Annotated in this window: 14 protein-coding genes; 10 read left to right on the plus strand and 4 right to left on the minus strand. The window is 62.9% G+C overall.

Features of this window, described 5'->3' with window-relative positions:
* The first annotated feature begins 105 nt into the window (after positions 1-105).
* Together D460_RS35520 and D460_RS0127720 are read left to right on the plus strand one after the other, a co-directional pair.
* Positions 106-261 (plus strand): DUF3309 family protein, encoded by a 156-nt coding sequence (locus D460_RS35520; protein ID WP_081619995.1) that lies wholly within the window; start codon positions 106-108, stop codon positions 259-261.
* Positions 262-291: 30 nt separating this feature from the next.
* Entirely contained in the window at positions 292-552 is a 261-nt protein-coding gene (locus tag D460_RS0127720) for a YMGG-like glycine zipper-containing protein (protein WP_018901871.1), read from the plus strand.
* A gap of 150 nt (positions 553-702) precedes the next feature.
* Here D460_RS0127720 and efp read toward each other — a convergent pair whose 3' ends face one another.
* Entirely contained in the window at positions 703-1,272 is a 570-nt protein-coding gene (gene efp / locus D460_RS0127725) for an elongation factor P (protein WP_018901872.1), read from the minus strand.
* 151 nt (positions 1,273-1,423) lie between these two features.
* Between efp and epmA the strand changes: the two genes are divergently transcribed.
* The 8 genes from epmA (at position 1,424) to D460_RS0127765 (ending at position 13,009) form a co-directional block, all read left to right on the plus strand.
* Positions 1,424-2,488, plus strand: a complete 1,065-nt coding sequence (epmA, locus tag D460_RS0127730; protein ID WP_018901873.1) for an EF-P lysine aminoacylase EpmA — start codon at positions 1,424-1,426, stop codon at positions 2,486-2,488.
* Complete coding sequence (locus D460_RS0127735; RefSeq protein WP_018901874.1) at positions 2,485-3,540, plus strand: lysine-2,3-aminomutase-like protein; 1,056 nt, start codon at positions 2,485-2,487, stop codon at positions 3,538-3,540. The genes epmA and D460_RS0127735 overlap by 4 nt, the downstream gene beginning before the upstream one ends.
* A 258-nt stretch (positions 3,541-3,798) precedes the next feature.
* Complete coding sequence (locus D460_RS0127740) at positions 3,799-4,050, plus strand: acyl carrier protein (protein ID WP_018901875.1); 252 nt, start codon at positions 3,799-3,801, stop codon at positions 4,048-4,050.
* Complete coding sequence (locus D460_RS0127745; protein ID WP_018901876.1) at positions 4,050-5,231, plus strand: acyl-CoA dehydrogenase family protein; 1,182 nt, start codon at positions 4,050-4,052, stop codon at positions 5,229-5,231. Before D460_RS0127740 ends, D460_RS0127745 begins: the two co-directional genes overlap by 1 nt.
* Positions 5,232-5,236: 5 nt before the next feature.
* The gene (locus tag D460_RS0127750; protein ID WP_018901877.1) at positions 5,237-6,145 is read left to right on the plus strand and encodes an amino acid--[acyl-carrier-protein] ligase; all 909 of its coding nucleotides are present in this window, start codon (positions 5,237-5,239) and stop codon (positions 6,143-6,145) included.
* Positions 6,136-7,116, plus strand: a complete 981-nt coding sequence (locus tag D460_RS0127755; RefSeq protein WP_026283615.1) for a DUF1839 family protein — start codon at positions 6,136-6,138, stop codon at positions 7,114-7,116. The genes D460_RS0127750 and D460_RS0127755 overlap by 10 nt, the downstream gene beginning before the upstream one ends.
* 16 nt (positions 7,117-7,132) lie before the next feature.
* A complete protein-coding gene (locus D460_RS0127760; RefSeq protein ID WP_018901879.1) occupies positions 7,133-9,607 on the plus strand; it encodes a glycoside hydrolase family 2 protein in 2,475 nt (824 codons plus the stop codon).
* 90 nt (positions 9,608-9,697) lie between these two features.
* Complete coding sequence (locus D460_RS0127765; RefSeq protein WP_026283616.1) at positions 9,698-13,009, plus strand: alpha/beta fold hydrolase; 3,312 nt, start codon at positions 9,698-9,700, stop codon at positions 13,007-13,009.
* A gap of 74 nt (positions 13,010-13,083) precedes the next feature.
* On the opposite strand, the gene D460_RS0127770 is transcribed toward D460_RS0127765, so the two are convergent.
* The 3 genes from D460_RS0127770 to D460_RS0127780 all read right to left on the minus strand — a co-directional run bounded on the left by D460_RS0127770 (position 13,084) and on the right by D460_RS0127780 (position 15,589).
* Complete coding sequence (locus D460_RS0127770) at positions 13,084-14,250, minus strand: glycosyltransferase family 4 protein (protein WP_018901881.1); 1,167 nt, start codon at positions 14,248-14,250, stop codon at positions 13,084-13,086.
* 139 nt (positions 14,251-14,389) lie between these two features.
* Positions 14,390-14,626 carry an Lrp/AsnC ligand binding domain-containing protein gene (locus tag D460_RS0127775; protein ID WP_018901882.1) on the minus strand — a complete coding sequence of 79 codons (237 nt, stop codon included), beginning with the start codon at positions 14,624-14,626 and terminating at the stop codon, positions 14,390-14,392.
* Between the two features lie 72 nt (positions 14,627-14,698).
* Positions 14,699-15,589, minus strand: a complete 891-nt coding sequence (locus D460_RS0127780; RefSeq protein WP_018901883.1) for a LysR family transcriptional regulator — start codon at positions 15,587-15,589, stop codon at positions 14,699-14,701.
* Between the last annotated feature and the right edge of the window lie 9 nt (positions 15,590-15,598).

Raw genomic sequence — 15,598 nt, forward strand, 5'->3', positions numbered from 1 at the left:
TTACCTGCTGAAAAATATTGTCCTCTTGGAAAAATAGACGGAACCAAAAGCCGGCTTACGTGTTTCTGGCTCATTCAAACTCGAAATGCGCTGAGGTCACGGGATATGCTTGGAACGATACTACTCATTATCCTTATTCTGCTTTTGCTCGGAGCCCTACCGAATTGGGGTTATAGTCGCAGCTGGGGCTATGGACCTTCTGGCGGTTTGGGCTTAGTTCTTGTGATTATTATCATTCTCGTACTCATGGGCCGCATCTAAAGCGCGCCAAAAACCCTGGGAGACATAGTTATGATGAAGAAGATTGTACTCATCGGCGCTCTGGTCGGCGCGCTCGCATCCTGCACGGCCACGGAACAAGGCACGGCGATCGGCGCCGGCACCGGCGCCGTCATCGGCGGCGCGGTCAGCCACAGCTGGGGTGGTGCGGCAGTCGGCGCTGTTGCCGGTGGTCTCGCCGGCGCGCTCATCGGCCAGTCGGTCGAACGCCGCGGATACTGCGTCTACCGCGACCGCTACGGCCGCCGCTACGAAGCACGTTGCCCGCGCTAATGGCTTTGGCCTGAGCGATCAGGCCTACGGATAAGAAAAGGCGTCGGTTTTCCGGCGCCTTTTTTGTGTCTTGTAGCCGGGGAAAACCGTCAAAGAAAAAGGCCGCATCGCGGAAGCGATACGGCCTTTGAAGCTTCGGTCGGCGCCGGATTAGTTCTTGGCGCGCTCGACGTAGGAGTTGTCTTCGGTCGCGATGACGACGCGGGTGCCGGCGTCGATGTGCGGGGGAACCGAGGTGCGGACGCCGTTGGAAAGCATAGCCGGCTTGTAGGAAGACGATGCCGTCTGGCCCTTGACGACCGGCTCGGTCTCGGTGATTTCGAGCGTCACGTGGCGCGGCAGCTGCAGGGCAAGCGCTACACCTTCGTGCATCGACAGGATGCAGACCATGCCTTCCTGCAGGTAGGCCTTCTGGTCGCCCATGGTTTCGACATCGACGACAACCTGGTCATAGGATTCCGGGTTCATGAAGTGGAAGCCTTCGCCGTCCTCGTAGAGGAACTGGTGGTTGACGTCTTCCACGAAGGCGCGCTCGACCTGCTCGGTCGTGCGCCAGCGCTCGGAGACCTTCACGCCGTCGACGATGCGACGCATGTCGACCTGGGTGACCGGCGTGCCCTTGCCCGGGTGGAAGTTGTTGGCCGTCAGAACGACGTAGAGCTTGCCGTCCACATCGAGGACGTTGCCCTTGCGGACGGAAGAGGCGATGACCTTGACCATAAGAGTTCCTTGTAACTCGGCTTTTGGCGTCGTAGAGGACTGTCGAAATGGCCCCGGAGACGCAATCAGGTGTTCTTTGGGGGCGCAACTAACCTAAAATCCGGCAAATAGCCAGCCCTTGCGTTGGTTGATCCGGTCAGGACAGCATTCGATGAAACCCTCGATCGCCAAAGCGTCGCCCTGGTGGACGCCCAGTGTGCATGCCGACCGCCGGCCGTTCCTGATCGGACGCAACCGGATTCAGGCAGCGCTGCGCGGCTATTTCGCTCGCGAGGATTTCATCGAGGTGGACACGGCGACGCTGCAGGTGTCGCCGGGCAACGAGGCGCATCTGCATGCGTTTGCCACAGAGGCGTTGACCACGGACGGTCATGCCGCACCCTTTTATCTGCACACCTCGCCCGAGTTCGCCTGCAAGAAGCTGCTTGCCGCCGGGGAACAGCGCATTGCCTGCTTCGCGCATGTCTATCGTAACCGCGAGCGCGGACCGCTGCATCATCCCGAGTTCACCATGCTCGAATGGTATCGCACCGGCGAGAGTTACGAGAGCCTGATGATGGACTGCGTGCGCATCATAGCGCTGGCGGCCGAGACGATGCAGACGACGATGCTCAGCTACCGTGAGGCGGCCTGCAATCCCTTCGCCGGGCCGGAGCGCCTGAGCGTCGCCGAGGCGTTCCGCCGTCATGCTGATATCGATCTTCTGGCCTCGGTCAGCGCCGATGGCTCGACCGACCGCGAGCATCTGGCGGCCGAGATGCGGCGCAATGGCATGCGCGTTGCCGAGGACGACCAGTGGGCCGATCTCTTCAGTCGGGTTTTGGTCGAGAAGGTCGAGCCGCATCTTGGCATGGGGCGCGTGACGATCCTTGACGAATATCCGGTCTGCGAAGCAGCGCTCGCGCGGCCGTCGGCCGCCGACCCCCGTGTGGCCGAGCGCTTCGAGGTTTATGCCTGCGGCGTCGAGCTGGCGAACGGGTTCGGCGAGCTGACCGATCCCGTCGAGCAGCGCCGTCGCTTCGAGATCGAGATGGCAGAGAAGAAGCGGATTTACGGCGAGACCTATCCGATCGACGACGACCTGCTCAACGCGTTGGCAATCATGCCTGACGCCAGCGGCATCGCGCTCGGCTTCGACCGGCTGGTGATGTTGGCAACGGGCGCGCGGCGGATCGATCAGGTGCTGTGGGCGCCGGTTGCGGAGTACGGGCAGTGACGATCACCCGGCCGATCAAGACGGTGGACGAGCTCGCCAATGCCGGGCTCATCGCCGATCGCGACCGCGAGGCGCTGGACGAGGTCGCAGCGCGTTATGCGATCGCGGTCACGCCTGATATGGCGCGGCTGATCGACCATGACGATGCCAATGATCCGATCGCGCGCCAGTTCGTGCCCGATGCCGCCGAGCTCGTGATGACGCCGGAAGAGCGGGCCGATCCGATCGGCGATCACGCGCATAGCCCGGTCGAAGGCATCGTTCACCGCTACCCCGATCGCGTGCTTCTGAAGGCGGTGCATGTCTGTCCCGTCTACTGCCGCTTCTGTTTCCGCCGCGAAATGGTGGGGCCGCAGGGGCTGGGGACGCTCGATCCGGCCGCGATGACGGCGGCCTTCGATTATATCCGGGGCCATGACGCGATCTGGGAGGTCATCCTCACCGGCGGCGATCCGCTGGTGCTGTCGCCGCGCCGGCTGCGGGATATCCTCGAACAGCTCAAAGATATCGATCACGTCAAGATCGTCCGCTTTCATAGCCGCGTGCCTGTCGTCGACCCTGACAGGATCGACGCGGCGTTGATCGAGGCGCTGAAGGCGAGCGGCAAGACCACCTATGTCGCGCTGCATGCCAACCACCCGCGCGAGCTCACGACCGAGGCGCGCGCCGCCTGCGCCCGGCTGATCGATGCCGGCATCGTCATGGTCAGCCAGTCGGTGCTGCTCAAGGGCGTCAATGATGATCCCGATGTCCTGGCGGAGCTGATGAAGGCCTTCGTCGAGACGCGGGTGAAGCCCTATTATCTGCATCACCCCGATCTGGCGCCCGGCACCAGCCATTTCCGGCTCTCGGTGGAAGAGGGACAGGCGATCGTCGCTTCATTGCGCGGTCGCATCTCTGGATTGTGCCAGCCGACCTATATTCTGGATATTCCCGGTGGATACGGCAAAGCCGATATCGGCCAAAACTCGATCCGCAGAAACGCGGAGGGTTGCTATTCGGTTTCCGACTACAACGGACAAGAGCATATCTACCCGCCGCGCGGGAGTTAACTGTTCCGTTCTTCGTTTCATTTCAGCACTTGCGATCATCCTTGCATGGGCAAAGCGTTGTTTAAGCTTTTCCCGCAAAGCAATGATCCGATTTGCTTTATCTCTACTGATGAGCCGAAGACGCTAAATTCTTAGCTTTTCATCATGGCCAGATTTAACCACATGCCTTAGCGGAATATTGGGTTTTCCTCCTTAAAAGCACCTCCATGACAGGGCGATGAGCGCCCGCTCTGGTTATGACAGCTTGGAGATGTGAGGATGAATACGACGATCCGCGAACTGCTTGCGAAATTCGGCAAGCTGCCTGTGGCCATCGACACCGTGGCCGACGATGCCGATTTGTACGCGGCGGGGCTCACCTCCTTCGCTTCGGTTCAGCTCATGCTCGGCATCGAGGACGCCTTCGATATCGAGTTCCCGGACAATCTCCTCAATCGCAAGTCCTTCGCCAGCATCTCGGCCATCGCCCGGACCGTTGATCTGATCAAGGATAGCCGGAAGGTCGCCTGATGAACTTCCCGGTCAAAATCACGGAAGACAGTTATGCAGCAAGGGCTGCCCGCGTTGCCGCTATCGCGGCGAAATTCGCGGACGCCGTCGATTTTGAAGGCCGGTTTCCTCAGGAAGCCGTGGATGCGATGAAGGCGGAGCGCCTGCTTAGCATCCAGATTCCACGCAGCCTCGGCGGCGAAAGCGCAACGACGACCGAGATCGCCGAGCTTTGCTCTATGCTTGGCCAGGCCTGCGCCGCCAGCGCCATGGTTTTCGCCATGCACCATATCAAGCTCTCAAGCCTCGTCGAGCATGGGGCGGAGAGCGCGTGGCACGCCGACTTCATGCGCCGCATCGCTGCCGAACAGCTATTGATCGGGTCGGCAACGACCGAAGGCGGCATCGGCGGCAATCTGCGCAACAGCATTTGCGCCATTCATGTCGAGGGCGGTGTTTGCCGTCTCGAAAAGGATGCGACGGTCATTTCTTACGGCGCCCACGCCGATGCGATCCTGATTACCTCGCGCGCTCATGCGGATGCCGCGCCTTCCGATCAGGTTCTGACGGCGTTTCTGAAGGATCAGTATACGCTCGAAAAGACGCATGCCTGGAACACGCTTGGCATGCGTGGCACCTGCTCCGACGGCTTCCTGTTCAAGGGTGAAGCGCCGGCGAGCCAGATCCTGCCGAAGCCTTTCGCCGAGATCGCCGCGCAGTCGATGCTGGCGTCCTCGCACCTGCTCTGGAGCGGTGTGTGGTACGGCATCGCCATCGATGCATTCTCGCGCGCGCAGGCCTTCGTGCGCGCCGCCGCTCGCAAGTCGCCGGGCGCGCCGCCTCCGGGCGCGCTGCGTCTCGCCGAAGTGTCGAACCTGTTGCAGATGGTGAAGTCCAACGTCGTCGCGGGCCTCAAGGCCTACGAAGATGCCAAGGCCGATCCCGACAAGCTGTCGTCCATGGCCTTCGCCGTGGCGATGAACAACGTCAAGATCGCATCGTCGGAAACGATCCTCGAGATCGTCAACCACGCCATGCTGATCTGCGGCATCATGGGCTACAAGAACGGTACGCCCTTCAGCCTCGGCCGCCATCTTCGCGATGCGCATTCCGCTCAATTGATGATTTCCAACGACCGCATCCTTGGCAACACGTCGAGCATGCTCCTTGTCCACAAGCAGGACACTAGCCTACTGGGGTGAACGACATGGATATGCAGACCTCCTTTCTGGACCGGCTCTTTGAATCCGGCCTTCTGATCGATATGGGCGTCGATGGCCTCTATGGCCGCAGCGGCCAGTTCGAGGACGTGATTGCCGCCTTCGAGCGCCTGATCGATCGCTTCGGCGGCGAGGACGGCGCGGAAGCGATGCGCTTTCCGCCAGGCATGAACCGCGAGATCTTCGAAAAGAGCGGTTACATGAAGAGCTTCCCGCAGCTGGCCGGTACGGTGCACAGCTTCTGCGGCAACGAGCTCGACCACATGAACCTGTTGCAGTGCATGGAAGTGGGCGACGACTGGACCAAGGGCCAGGAAGCCACCGAAATCGTGCTGACGCCGGCCGCCTGCTATCCGCTCTACCCGACGGTCGCCCGCCGCGGCAACCTGCCGAAGGACGGCGCGCTGTTCGACCTGCAGTCCTACTGCTTCCGCCATGAGCCGTCGCGCGATCCGGCCCGCCAGCAGCTGTTCCGCATGCGCGAATATGTCTGCATGGGCACCGAGCTGCACGTCACTGATTTCCGCCAGAAGTGGATGGATCGCGGCCTTGAGATGATGAAGCTCGTCGGTCTCGACGTCACCATCGACGTCGCCAACGATCCGTTCTTCGGCCGCGCCGGCAAGATGATGGTCAACAACCAGCGTGACCAGAACCTGAAGTTCGAGCTTCTGATCCCGATCACCTCGACGGCCAATCCGACGGCCTGCATGAGCTTCAACTTCCATCAGGATTCCTTCGGCCAGAAGTGGGGCCTGAACCTCGAGGACGGCAGCGTCGCGTTTACCGCCTGCGTCGGCTTCGGTCTGGAACGCATCGCGCTGGCGCTGTTCCATCACCATGGCCTCGACGTCAAGCTGTGGCCGGCCTCCGTGCGTCAGGCGCTCTGGGGCTAAGGGGAACGATGGCATCCGTCTTCCCGGGGATCAGCCCGGACAGCTATTCCCCACATGCGCTGCATTCCATGGAGCGCATGTGGCCGGAGACCAATTGCTATATCGACCTCTGGATCGAAGTGCTGAACACGCTTGGGCTCGCGCCTCAGGCGATGCTCGGCTTCACGCTCGGCCAGGATTTCGAGGGCGACCAGTTCACCTTCTTCAAGGTGCCGCTCGAGGATCTGGAAGCGCTCTACGGTATCAGGGTCACCGAGCTTGCGATCTTCGACAAGGTCGAGCGGCACGTCACGACGCAGATTGCGCGCGGGCGTCTTTGCCTGATCGAGATGGATAGCTTCTACATGCCCGACACGCAGGGCACCGCCTACCGGCAGGAGCACGGCAAGACGACGGTTGCTATCAACCGGCTGGATGTCGCGAATAAGCGGGTCGACTACTTCCATAATGGTGGCTTCTTTTCGCTCGAAGGTGAGGATTTCGACGGGCTGTTTCAGCTCAATCTTCGCGACGAGGATCCGCAGTTCCTGCCCTACACCGAGTTCGCCAAGTTCCCCGACGTGCCTGTCGATCCGCAGGCAACGCGTGGCGTTTCGCGCGCGCTGCTGTCCTCGCATTTCGCCCGCCGCCCGCGTGAAAACCCGATCCGAGCTTTCGCTGGCGTGTTTCCAGAGCAGGTCGAGGCAGTGGCCGAGCGACCCTTCGGCTTCTTCCACAAATACGCCTTCAACACGCTGCGCCAGTTCGGCGCCAATTTCGAGCTCATGGCCGATCATCTGGTCTGGCATTCGGAGGCCGAATTCGGCGAGGCCGCCGAGCATGCGCGCAAGCTGTCGGAGGCTGCGAAATCCGTGCAGTTCCAGCTGGCGCGCGCCGTGACGCGCAAGAAGTTCGAGCCGCTTGCGACCGCGCTTGATCCGGCGGCCGATGCGTGGGATTCGATGATGGCTTCGCTCAAGAAACGTCTTTGAAGCCGGAGGCCTGATCATGCGTGGGAGACTGGCGAGCATCGCGGCGGAGGAGATTGCGCTCAGCGAGGGATGGAACCTGGTTCTGACGGAACCCGGCGTCTGCGCCAATCCGCACGACCTGCCGCTTTCCGCCCAGTTCATCCCCGCCGAGGTGCCGGGCACTGTCGCTGCCGCGCTGGAGAGAGCGGGCTTGTTCGATCGCGAAAATCCCGTGCCGCTCGACACCAGGGACGCCTGGTATGTCTGCCGCCTGTTTGACGCCGCGCCGGGTGACGCTATCCTGCGCTTCGAGGGGCTGGCGACGCTTTGCCATGTGTTCATGAACGGTCAGGAGATCCTCTCGTCCGAGAGCATGTTCACCATGCATGAGGTGCCGGTGACGCTGTCCGGCGGCGACGAACTGGCGCTTTGCTTCCGCGCGCTTGCGCCCCGCATCGCCGAAAGCGGTCCGCGCGCTCGCTGGCGGCCGCAGATGATCACGCCGCAGGGCTTGAAGAACGTCCGCACCACGCTGCTCGGCCGCATGCCCGGCTGGTGCCCTGAGATCCACGCCGCCGGCCCTTGGCGGCCGGTCACTCTGGTGCGCCGCGACGTCGTTTCGCTGGATGATGTCAGCGTGCGGGCGGTGCTGGAGCCGGATGGTTCGGGCAAGCTCAGCGTGTCGGTCCGCACCGACGCAGAGGCGCCCGAATTGTCGCTGCGCTGCGGCGGCATCGAGCAGGCGTTCGAAAAGGTGGGCGAGCGGCATTATTCGGCCATTCTGAGGCTGAAGGACGTGGAGCCCTGGTGGCCACACACGCACGGAACGCCGCGTCTCTATGACTACGCCGTCGTCATCGATGGTGCCGAACATCCACTGGGCAAGACCGGCTTCCGGAGCGTTGCGGCCGATCGCGGCACTGACGGCAGCGATTTCGCGCTTCTCATCAACGGCGAGCGGGTGTTCTGCCGCGGTGCGGTCTGGACCACGGCCGATATCGTGAAGCTTCCCGGTGCGCGGGCGGATTATGAGCCGTTCCTGCGGCTGGCGGCCGAGGCCGGCATGAACATGATCCGCATCGGCGGCACAATGGCTTATGAGACGCCCGAATTCTTCCGGCTTTGCGACGAGCTCGGGCTGATGGTCTGGCAGGACTTCATGTTCGCCAATTTCGACTATCCGAAGAACGACAAGGCCTTTACCGCGCATGTGCATGCCGAGGTCGAGGAGTTCCTGCACGGCGTGCAGGGTTCGCCGTCGCTTACGGTGCTCTGCGGCGGCAGCGAGATCTATCAGCAGGCGGCGATGCTCGGCCTGCCGCCGGAATTCTGGTCCGGCCCGATCATCGACGAGATCATTCCGGCGATCGCGGCGCGGCTCTGCCCCGAAATCCCGTACGTTCCCAATTCGCCCTCCGGCGGCGACATGGCGTTTTCGCCGAATGCCGGCGTGACGCATTATTACGGTGTAGGCGCCTATATGCGGCCGCTCGACGATGCGCGCCGCGCCAATGTGCGCTTCGCGGCCGAGAGCCTCGCCTTTGCCAACGTGCCGCAGCAGAAGACGCTGCAGCGCCATCTTGACGTTCCGCCGGTGCACAGCCCGCTATGGAAATCCCGCGTACCAAGGGATCGCGGCGCCTCCTGGGATTTCGAGGATGTGCGCGATTTCTATCTCGGCGCACTCTACGACGTCGATCCGGCGCGCCTGCGCCGCGAAAACCGCGATCTCTATCTCGACCTGTCGCGCGCCGTCACCGGCGAGGTGGCGGAGGAGACCTTCGCGGAATGGCGGCGCAAGGGGTCGAGCTGCAATGGCGCGCTGGTCTGGACGCTGCAGGACTTGTTGCCCGGCGCCGGCTGGGGTGTGATCGATTCAACCGGCGCACCGAAGCCGATCTGGTACGCGCTGCGCCGCGCCTTCCGGCCGGTGCAGGTCTTGATGACCGACGAGGGGACCAATGGCCTCGACGTGCATGTCATCAACGAGACCGAACACAGCCTGCAACTGGATCTCGAGGTCATCTGCTTCAGAAACGGCCGGCAGAATGTGGCAAGCGGCGGACGCATCCTGACGCTTGCGCCACGCAGCGCCGAGACGTTTGCCGCGACCGATCTCTTCGGCGCCTTCTTCGACACCACCTACGCGTTCCGCTTCGGGCCGCCGGCGCATGACGTCACGGTGGCGCGCCTCAGGCTTCCCGAGGGTGGCGCGGTGGTGGCCGATGCCTTCCATTTCCCGCAGGGGCGCTCGAGGGCCGTGCACGATGCCGAGATCCAGGTGTCGCTGGTCGAAGACGGCGGCGCGTGGTTTGCGGATCTCGCGACCGACAGGCTGGCACAGTCGGTGCATCTTAGCGTCGATGGTTTCCGGCCCGACGATGACTGGTTCCATCTGGCGCCGGGGGCCGCCAAGCGCGTTCTCCTGCGGCCGCTTTCCGGGCGAGGAGCGGATGATCGTCCGACCGGCGAGGTGCTGACGCCAGGCGGCGCGCGCGCCTTTTCGTTCTAGAGGCGCTCGTCGCAAAAGATGAGGCGCAATCAATTTCGAAAGACTTTCTTATTAAAATAGGCCCTTCGAACGGCCTAAAGCGGATACGGTATGTCTAAGGGAATTATCGCGAATTCTGTGATGAACGGCGCGGCGGGAATGCTGCTTCTGGTAACGGGGTTCCTGTCTTCCATCATCACCGCCCGGCTGCTCGGGCCGGAGGCGAACGGCATCGTCGCCTTCTCGCTCTGGCTCGTGGTGACAGGCGCGTCGATCGCCGAGCTTGGCTCCAGCATCACCATGTCGAAGACGCTGCCGCAGCTTCAGGCGGAAGGTTTTGACGCGCGCCGGCGACTGGGTTTCGCCTCGCTGCTCGTCACCGTCATGCTGTGCTCCACCTTGTTTTTGCTCGGCCTCTACGCGGTCTTCTTCCTGACATCAGAGAAGATGCATTGGGCGAAGACCGCCCCCTCAGTCGCCTACGTCACGGGCGCGCTGTTCTTCGTGCAGGCGATCGGATCCTTCGTCAAATTCTACCTCATCGGTGAGCGCCGGCTGACCGATTTCTTCAAGCTCGCCATGGGTGTGTGCCTGCTGCAGCTGATCGGCGTCGGCGCCGGCGCCGTGCTTTATGGGGTCGAGGGCGTGCTGGTCGGCTATCTGCTGGGGCAGATGGTGTTCTTCATCGCCACCATCCCGATCCTGATGACGCCGCGCGACCGCTGCGGGGTTCCGCTCAAATATCTGGCGGCCTCCTCGATCGTGCTCTCGGCGCAGTTCCTGATCGATTCCATCTTTCTCAACAGGCTGGAGCTTTTGTTCCTGCAGCAGTTCTGGTCGGTCGAGATGGTCGGTTTCTATGCCGTCGGCCTGTCCGTCGCCAATATCGCGCTGCAGCTGCCGATCCAGATGACGGGCAGCCTGCTCCCCTATTATTCGGAGCGGCGCCACTCGAGCGACGACCGCACCCTGCCGGTCGAGGTATTCGCGGCCGTGACCCGCAGCATGGCCTATATCATCCTGCCGATGAGCTTCGGGCTTGCCGCCATATCGAGCGAGTTGGTGCGCGCGGTGTTCGGTGAGGCATTCGCGCGCAGCGGAACCGTCGTGGCGCTGCTGGCGCTTGCCGCCCCGTCCTACACCTTCATGCAGACGCTCAGCCTCTATCTGCTGTCGATGGACCGCGCCCGCGACCGGCTGAAGGTCAGCCTCGTCGGCGCTGCCGTGATGACGCTTGGTTGCCTTGCGGTCGTTCCGTTCTTCGCCGCCGAGGGTGCCGCGATGGTGCGCATCGGAGTGTTCACGATTATGTGTATAATCATGGTGCGGCAGACCGGTTTCGGCTCTCAGCTCTCTGGTCTTTACGTAAATCTGCTCAAGACGCTTGCCGCGTCGGTTCTGTGCGCAATTATAGCCATCGGAATTTTACACTATATCAATGGTTCTATTGGACTTCTTCTCGCAGTCGTTCTTGGGGGCGCTGGCTATATTGTTGCGCTCAAGCTTTTAAAGGCAATTCCGCGAGAGGATGCCGACGTTATGTTGTCGATCGTTGAAAAATTGCCCGGCTCGGTAGGAAAGTCCGCCCACAAGGCCGTCGCCTTCATCGCGCCGGCAAACGCCAAGGCGGCGGAAGCCGAAGAGGCGATCGAGATCACCGTCGAGACCGGTCTTGCCGAGGGCGCCGGCAACGAGGCCGCGCTGCCATTCGCTTTCGATGGCACGATCGGGATGTTCAAGCCGGAGAACGCTGGCGTTGCCAAGCGCTCCACGGCGGTGCTCTTCGTCAATCCCTGGGGGCTTGAGGAAATGTGCAGCCGGCGGTTCTTCCGCGTCACGGCGGAGCATTTCGCGGGCCTCGGCGTGCCCAGCCTGCGCTTCGATTATCCCGGCGCCGGCGATGCACTCGATGTCGACGACACTGTTGGCCTGAAGGTCTGGGAAGACGCGATCCGCGACGCCGCCGAGCGGTTGAAGCAGTTGAGCGGCTGCAGCCGCATCATCATCGTCGCGCAGGGGCTCGGTGCGGCACTGGCGCAGAGAACCGCGCCGTCGATCGAAGGCGTCGATGCCATCGTCCTGCTCGGTCCCGTCATCAATGGCCGCGCTTATCTGCGCGAGCTTCGTGCATGGGCGACGTTCATCAATCATCACCTGGGATTGGGCGAGGATGCCATTCCTGAGGGCAAGCACATGATCGCCGGGCTGCAGATGCCCGATGGGATCGCCGCGGAGCTTTCGAAGGTCCGCATCGCCGCGCCGGAAACGCTGGCAGCACAGCGTTACCTCATTCTCGAGCGCCCGGAGCGCGCCGACGACACGACGCTTGCCGACAATCTGACCGCGCTCGGCGCGACGGTCGAGCAGCAGACGTTCAAGGGCTATGACAGGCTGATTTCCGACCCGGTCTTCTCGCGGACGCCGATGGAGGTCGTCGAGACGCTGGCGCGATGGGTGGACGAGCAAACGTCGGTCGATCCGGCCGCCGTGCCTTCCGCCTCCGCTGTCGATGCCCAGTCGCTCGCAGGCGATGGCTTCGAGGAAGTGCCGGTGCGTTTTGGCGCGTTCAATCATCTGGTCGGCGTCGTCACGCGTCCGGTCGGAAGGCCGCGCGGCAACAGCGTGGTGTTCCTGTCGACCGCCTACGACCGCCAGTCCGGCTGGGGCCGGGCGATCACCGACATGGCCCGGGGGCTTGCCCGCGAGGGCGTCGCGTCGATCCGCTTCGATTCCGCCAATGTCGGTGACAGCCCGCCGCGTCCCGATGCACCGGATCAGATCCTCTATTCCGCCACCCAGAACGCCGATGCGCAGGCCGCACTCGATCTGCTCGAAGGCATGGTGCCGGGCCCGCTGATGGTCGCCGGGCGCTGCAGCGGCGGCTATGTCGCCATCCGCTCGGCCGTCGACGATGTCAGGGTCAAGGCTGCCGTGTCGATCAATCCCTTCGTCTATTACTGGGATCCGAACCAGCCGGTCGAGCGCAAGCATGTCGTGTCGGTGCCGCGCAGCTTCGAGGATTACGGCCAGCGGCTTTCCAGCTTCGCCACAGTCAAGCGTCTCATGAAGGGCGATATCGACGTGCTGGCGGCGACGCGCAATGTCATCATCGCCTTCTCGCGCCGCATGTCGGTGCGCATCGCGCCGCTGCTCGAATATCTGCCGAGCCGCCGGCACACGGCGAGCGAGGTGAAGAAGTCCTTCGTCACCGTCGGCAAGCGCAAGGTGCCGCTGACGCTAATCTACAGCGAAGGCGATGTCGGGCTGGAGCACATGTATTTCCACTTCGGCCCTGGCGGCCGCAAGTTCGAGCGCCATCCGAACGTCCGGCTGGTGATGCTGCCCGATGCCGATCACAATCTGACGCCGCCGGAATCGCGCCGGACGGTGTTCGCCGAGATCGCGCGGCTGGCGAAGGCCTGAGCGGGCACAGGCATGCGCCTGTCCGCTTCGGGGTGGTCGATTTCTCTGATTATCGAGGATTGCGCCGGTTTTTGTTAGCCGGCGATAAGCTCTTTGTAGACGCCGATATAGCGCTCCGCGACGACATCCCAGGAATAGGCCGAGGCGTCGGAGAGGAGGGCGGCTCGCACCGCCGGGCCTTGCGCTTCCAGGCGCTTGTAGGCCGTTTCCAGCGCGAGGGCTGCGGCGGCCGTATCGGCGAAGTCGGCGAGCAGGACGTCCTTGTGCCGCGCGCCGAGCGTTCTAAAGGCCTCGTTGGTGTTGAGCACCGGCAGCAGGCCGGCGCTCATGGCTTCCAGCGCCACAAGCCCAAAACCTTCATAGGATGATGCGGAAGCGAAGATCGAGGCGTCGGCGATGATCCGCCCGACCGCGCCGTTGTCGGCGTCGACATGGATGGTGACGGCGTCGTTGAGCTTCAGCCGGTCGATCTGGGCCATCAGGTCCTGCCGGGTCAGATCGGATTCGACGCCGGCGATATCGAGATGCCAATCCGGATTGCACACCCTCAGCACCGCCAGGGCGTCGATCAGCCTGTCGAGACGCTTGTTGACCGAGAACCGGCCGATCGTGACGATCCGGCGCTTGGGTGTGCGGGATGCGCGGTCGGCGAACTTGCCGATGTCGGCGCCGTTTTCGATGAGAATGCTGCGGCTCGGCGCGATCTTCTCGAACTGCGCGAGATCCGACATGCTGCAGCCGATGACCCGCTTGTAGGCCATGGCCGACAGGCGGGTGATGGTCTGGAACCAGACCTTCTTGATGGCCGCGAATTTCGTCGTGTGGAAGAAGCCGCCATGTGTGGTGACCACCATCGGCTTGCGATGCAGGAAGCGGCCCCAGGCGAGCGCATCGAAGAAGAAGTCGATCGCATGCACGTGGATCAGGTCTGCATCGCCGAGATGACGGAAGACTTCTGGCGCGAGCGGATAGCGCGTGCTGCCTGACCAGGGAATGCGGACGATGTCGATGCCGTCGATGGTCTCGCGTGAAGGCAGCTTCTTGTCGCGGGCGGTAAACAGGCTGTCGAGCGTGACGACGCGGACGCGGTAGCCGCGCTTCAGCGTCTGGCGCGAGAGGTTGGCGATCACGTCCTCGAGGCCGCCGCGATTGGGCAGGAATTGGCGAATGACGTGAACGATCAGCGGCGCGCTGGCGGCGACCGGTTCGGCGTCATGGGAATAGAGCTCGGCGGCGGACATAGGTCATTCCTTCGGCCGCGATGGGATGGTCGCGGCTTTCATCGATGCCACATGGCAACCGCCTGCGTTAAGGCGGCGTTAAATGTCCGCGGCTTCGGGGATTTGCTTTTGGGAAGAGTTAACCGACCGTGACCCGAGGTCAGAATGCGCGGAAGGTTAGAGTCGTCAGCGAGCGGACAATGCCCGGAATGCTGGCGATTTGATCGTTAACGAATTTCCCGATGTCCTCGCCTTCCTGGATATAGACCTTGAGCATCAGGTCGTAATCGCCGCTGGTCGAATAGAGCTCCGAGACGCGTTCGGTCTTGTAGATGGCGTCGGCGACCTCGTAGGTCTTGCCGGGGGCGCATTGGAGCTGGACGAAGATCGGCTTCATGGGAATTTCCTGCATCGAATTCTGTTGCGGCGCATAATGCGCGAAACGACGGGTGCGGCGCAAGCGGTTCCGTCAACCGGCGGCCTCGCGGACGATCCAGTCGCGGAAGGCCGAAAGCGGGGCGTAATCTGCGCGCTCGGCGGGAAAGGCCAGATAATAGCGTTCCTTGCTTTCCATCTCGCGATTGACTGATGCCACGAGATCGCCGCGCTTCAGCTCGTCTTGGATGAGGAAGGTCGGCAACAGCGCCACGCCGAGGCCGGCGATCGCCGCTTGGGCGGCCGTGGCGAACTGGTCAAAGAGCATGCCGTGAACAGTCTGCGGCGGCACCTCATTGTCGGCGAACCATTGCTCCCAGGCATCCGGGCGGGTGGTGAGATGCAGGAGCGGCACGTCGACGAGATCGGATGGCTGGCTGATGCCGTACCGGTCGCGGAAATCGGGGCTGCAGGCGGGCACGGTCTTTTCCGACATCAGGAAGGTAAGCTCGGCGCCCGGCCAGAGCGGATGGCCGAAATGGATGGCGGCGTCGATCGAATCGAGCCGGAAATCGAAGGAGGAAAGACGGGTGACGAGGTTGATGGTAACGCCCGGATTGGCGGCGAGGAAACGGCCGAGGCGCGGCGCCAGCCAGCGGGTGCCGAAGGTCGGCAAGATCGCGAGGTTGAGCGTGCCGCCGTGCGGATTGGCGCGCAGGTTCAAGGAGGCGCTGGAGATGCGCCGCAGCGCCTCGCGGATCTCGCGGGCATAGCCGTCGCCGGCAAGCGTCAGGCGCACGGTCTGGCGCTCGCGGATGAAGAGCTCGACGCCGAGTTGCTCCTCCAGCGTCTTGATCTGGCGGCTGACGGCGCTTTGCGTCAGGTCGAGTTCCTTGGCGGCGGCCGTTACGCTGCCGGTGCGCGATACCGCCTCGAAGGCGGAAAGCAGCGCGGTGGAGGGTAGAAAACGCCTTGACGTCAGCATGGGTCATTC

This window comes from Rhizobium sp. 2MFCol3.1, assembly GCF_000377565.1.
In the GTDB taxonomy this organism is placed as follows: domain Bacteria; phylum Pseudomonadota; class Alphaproteobacteria; order Rhizobiales; family Rhizobiaceae; genus Rhizobium.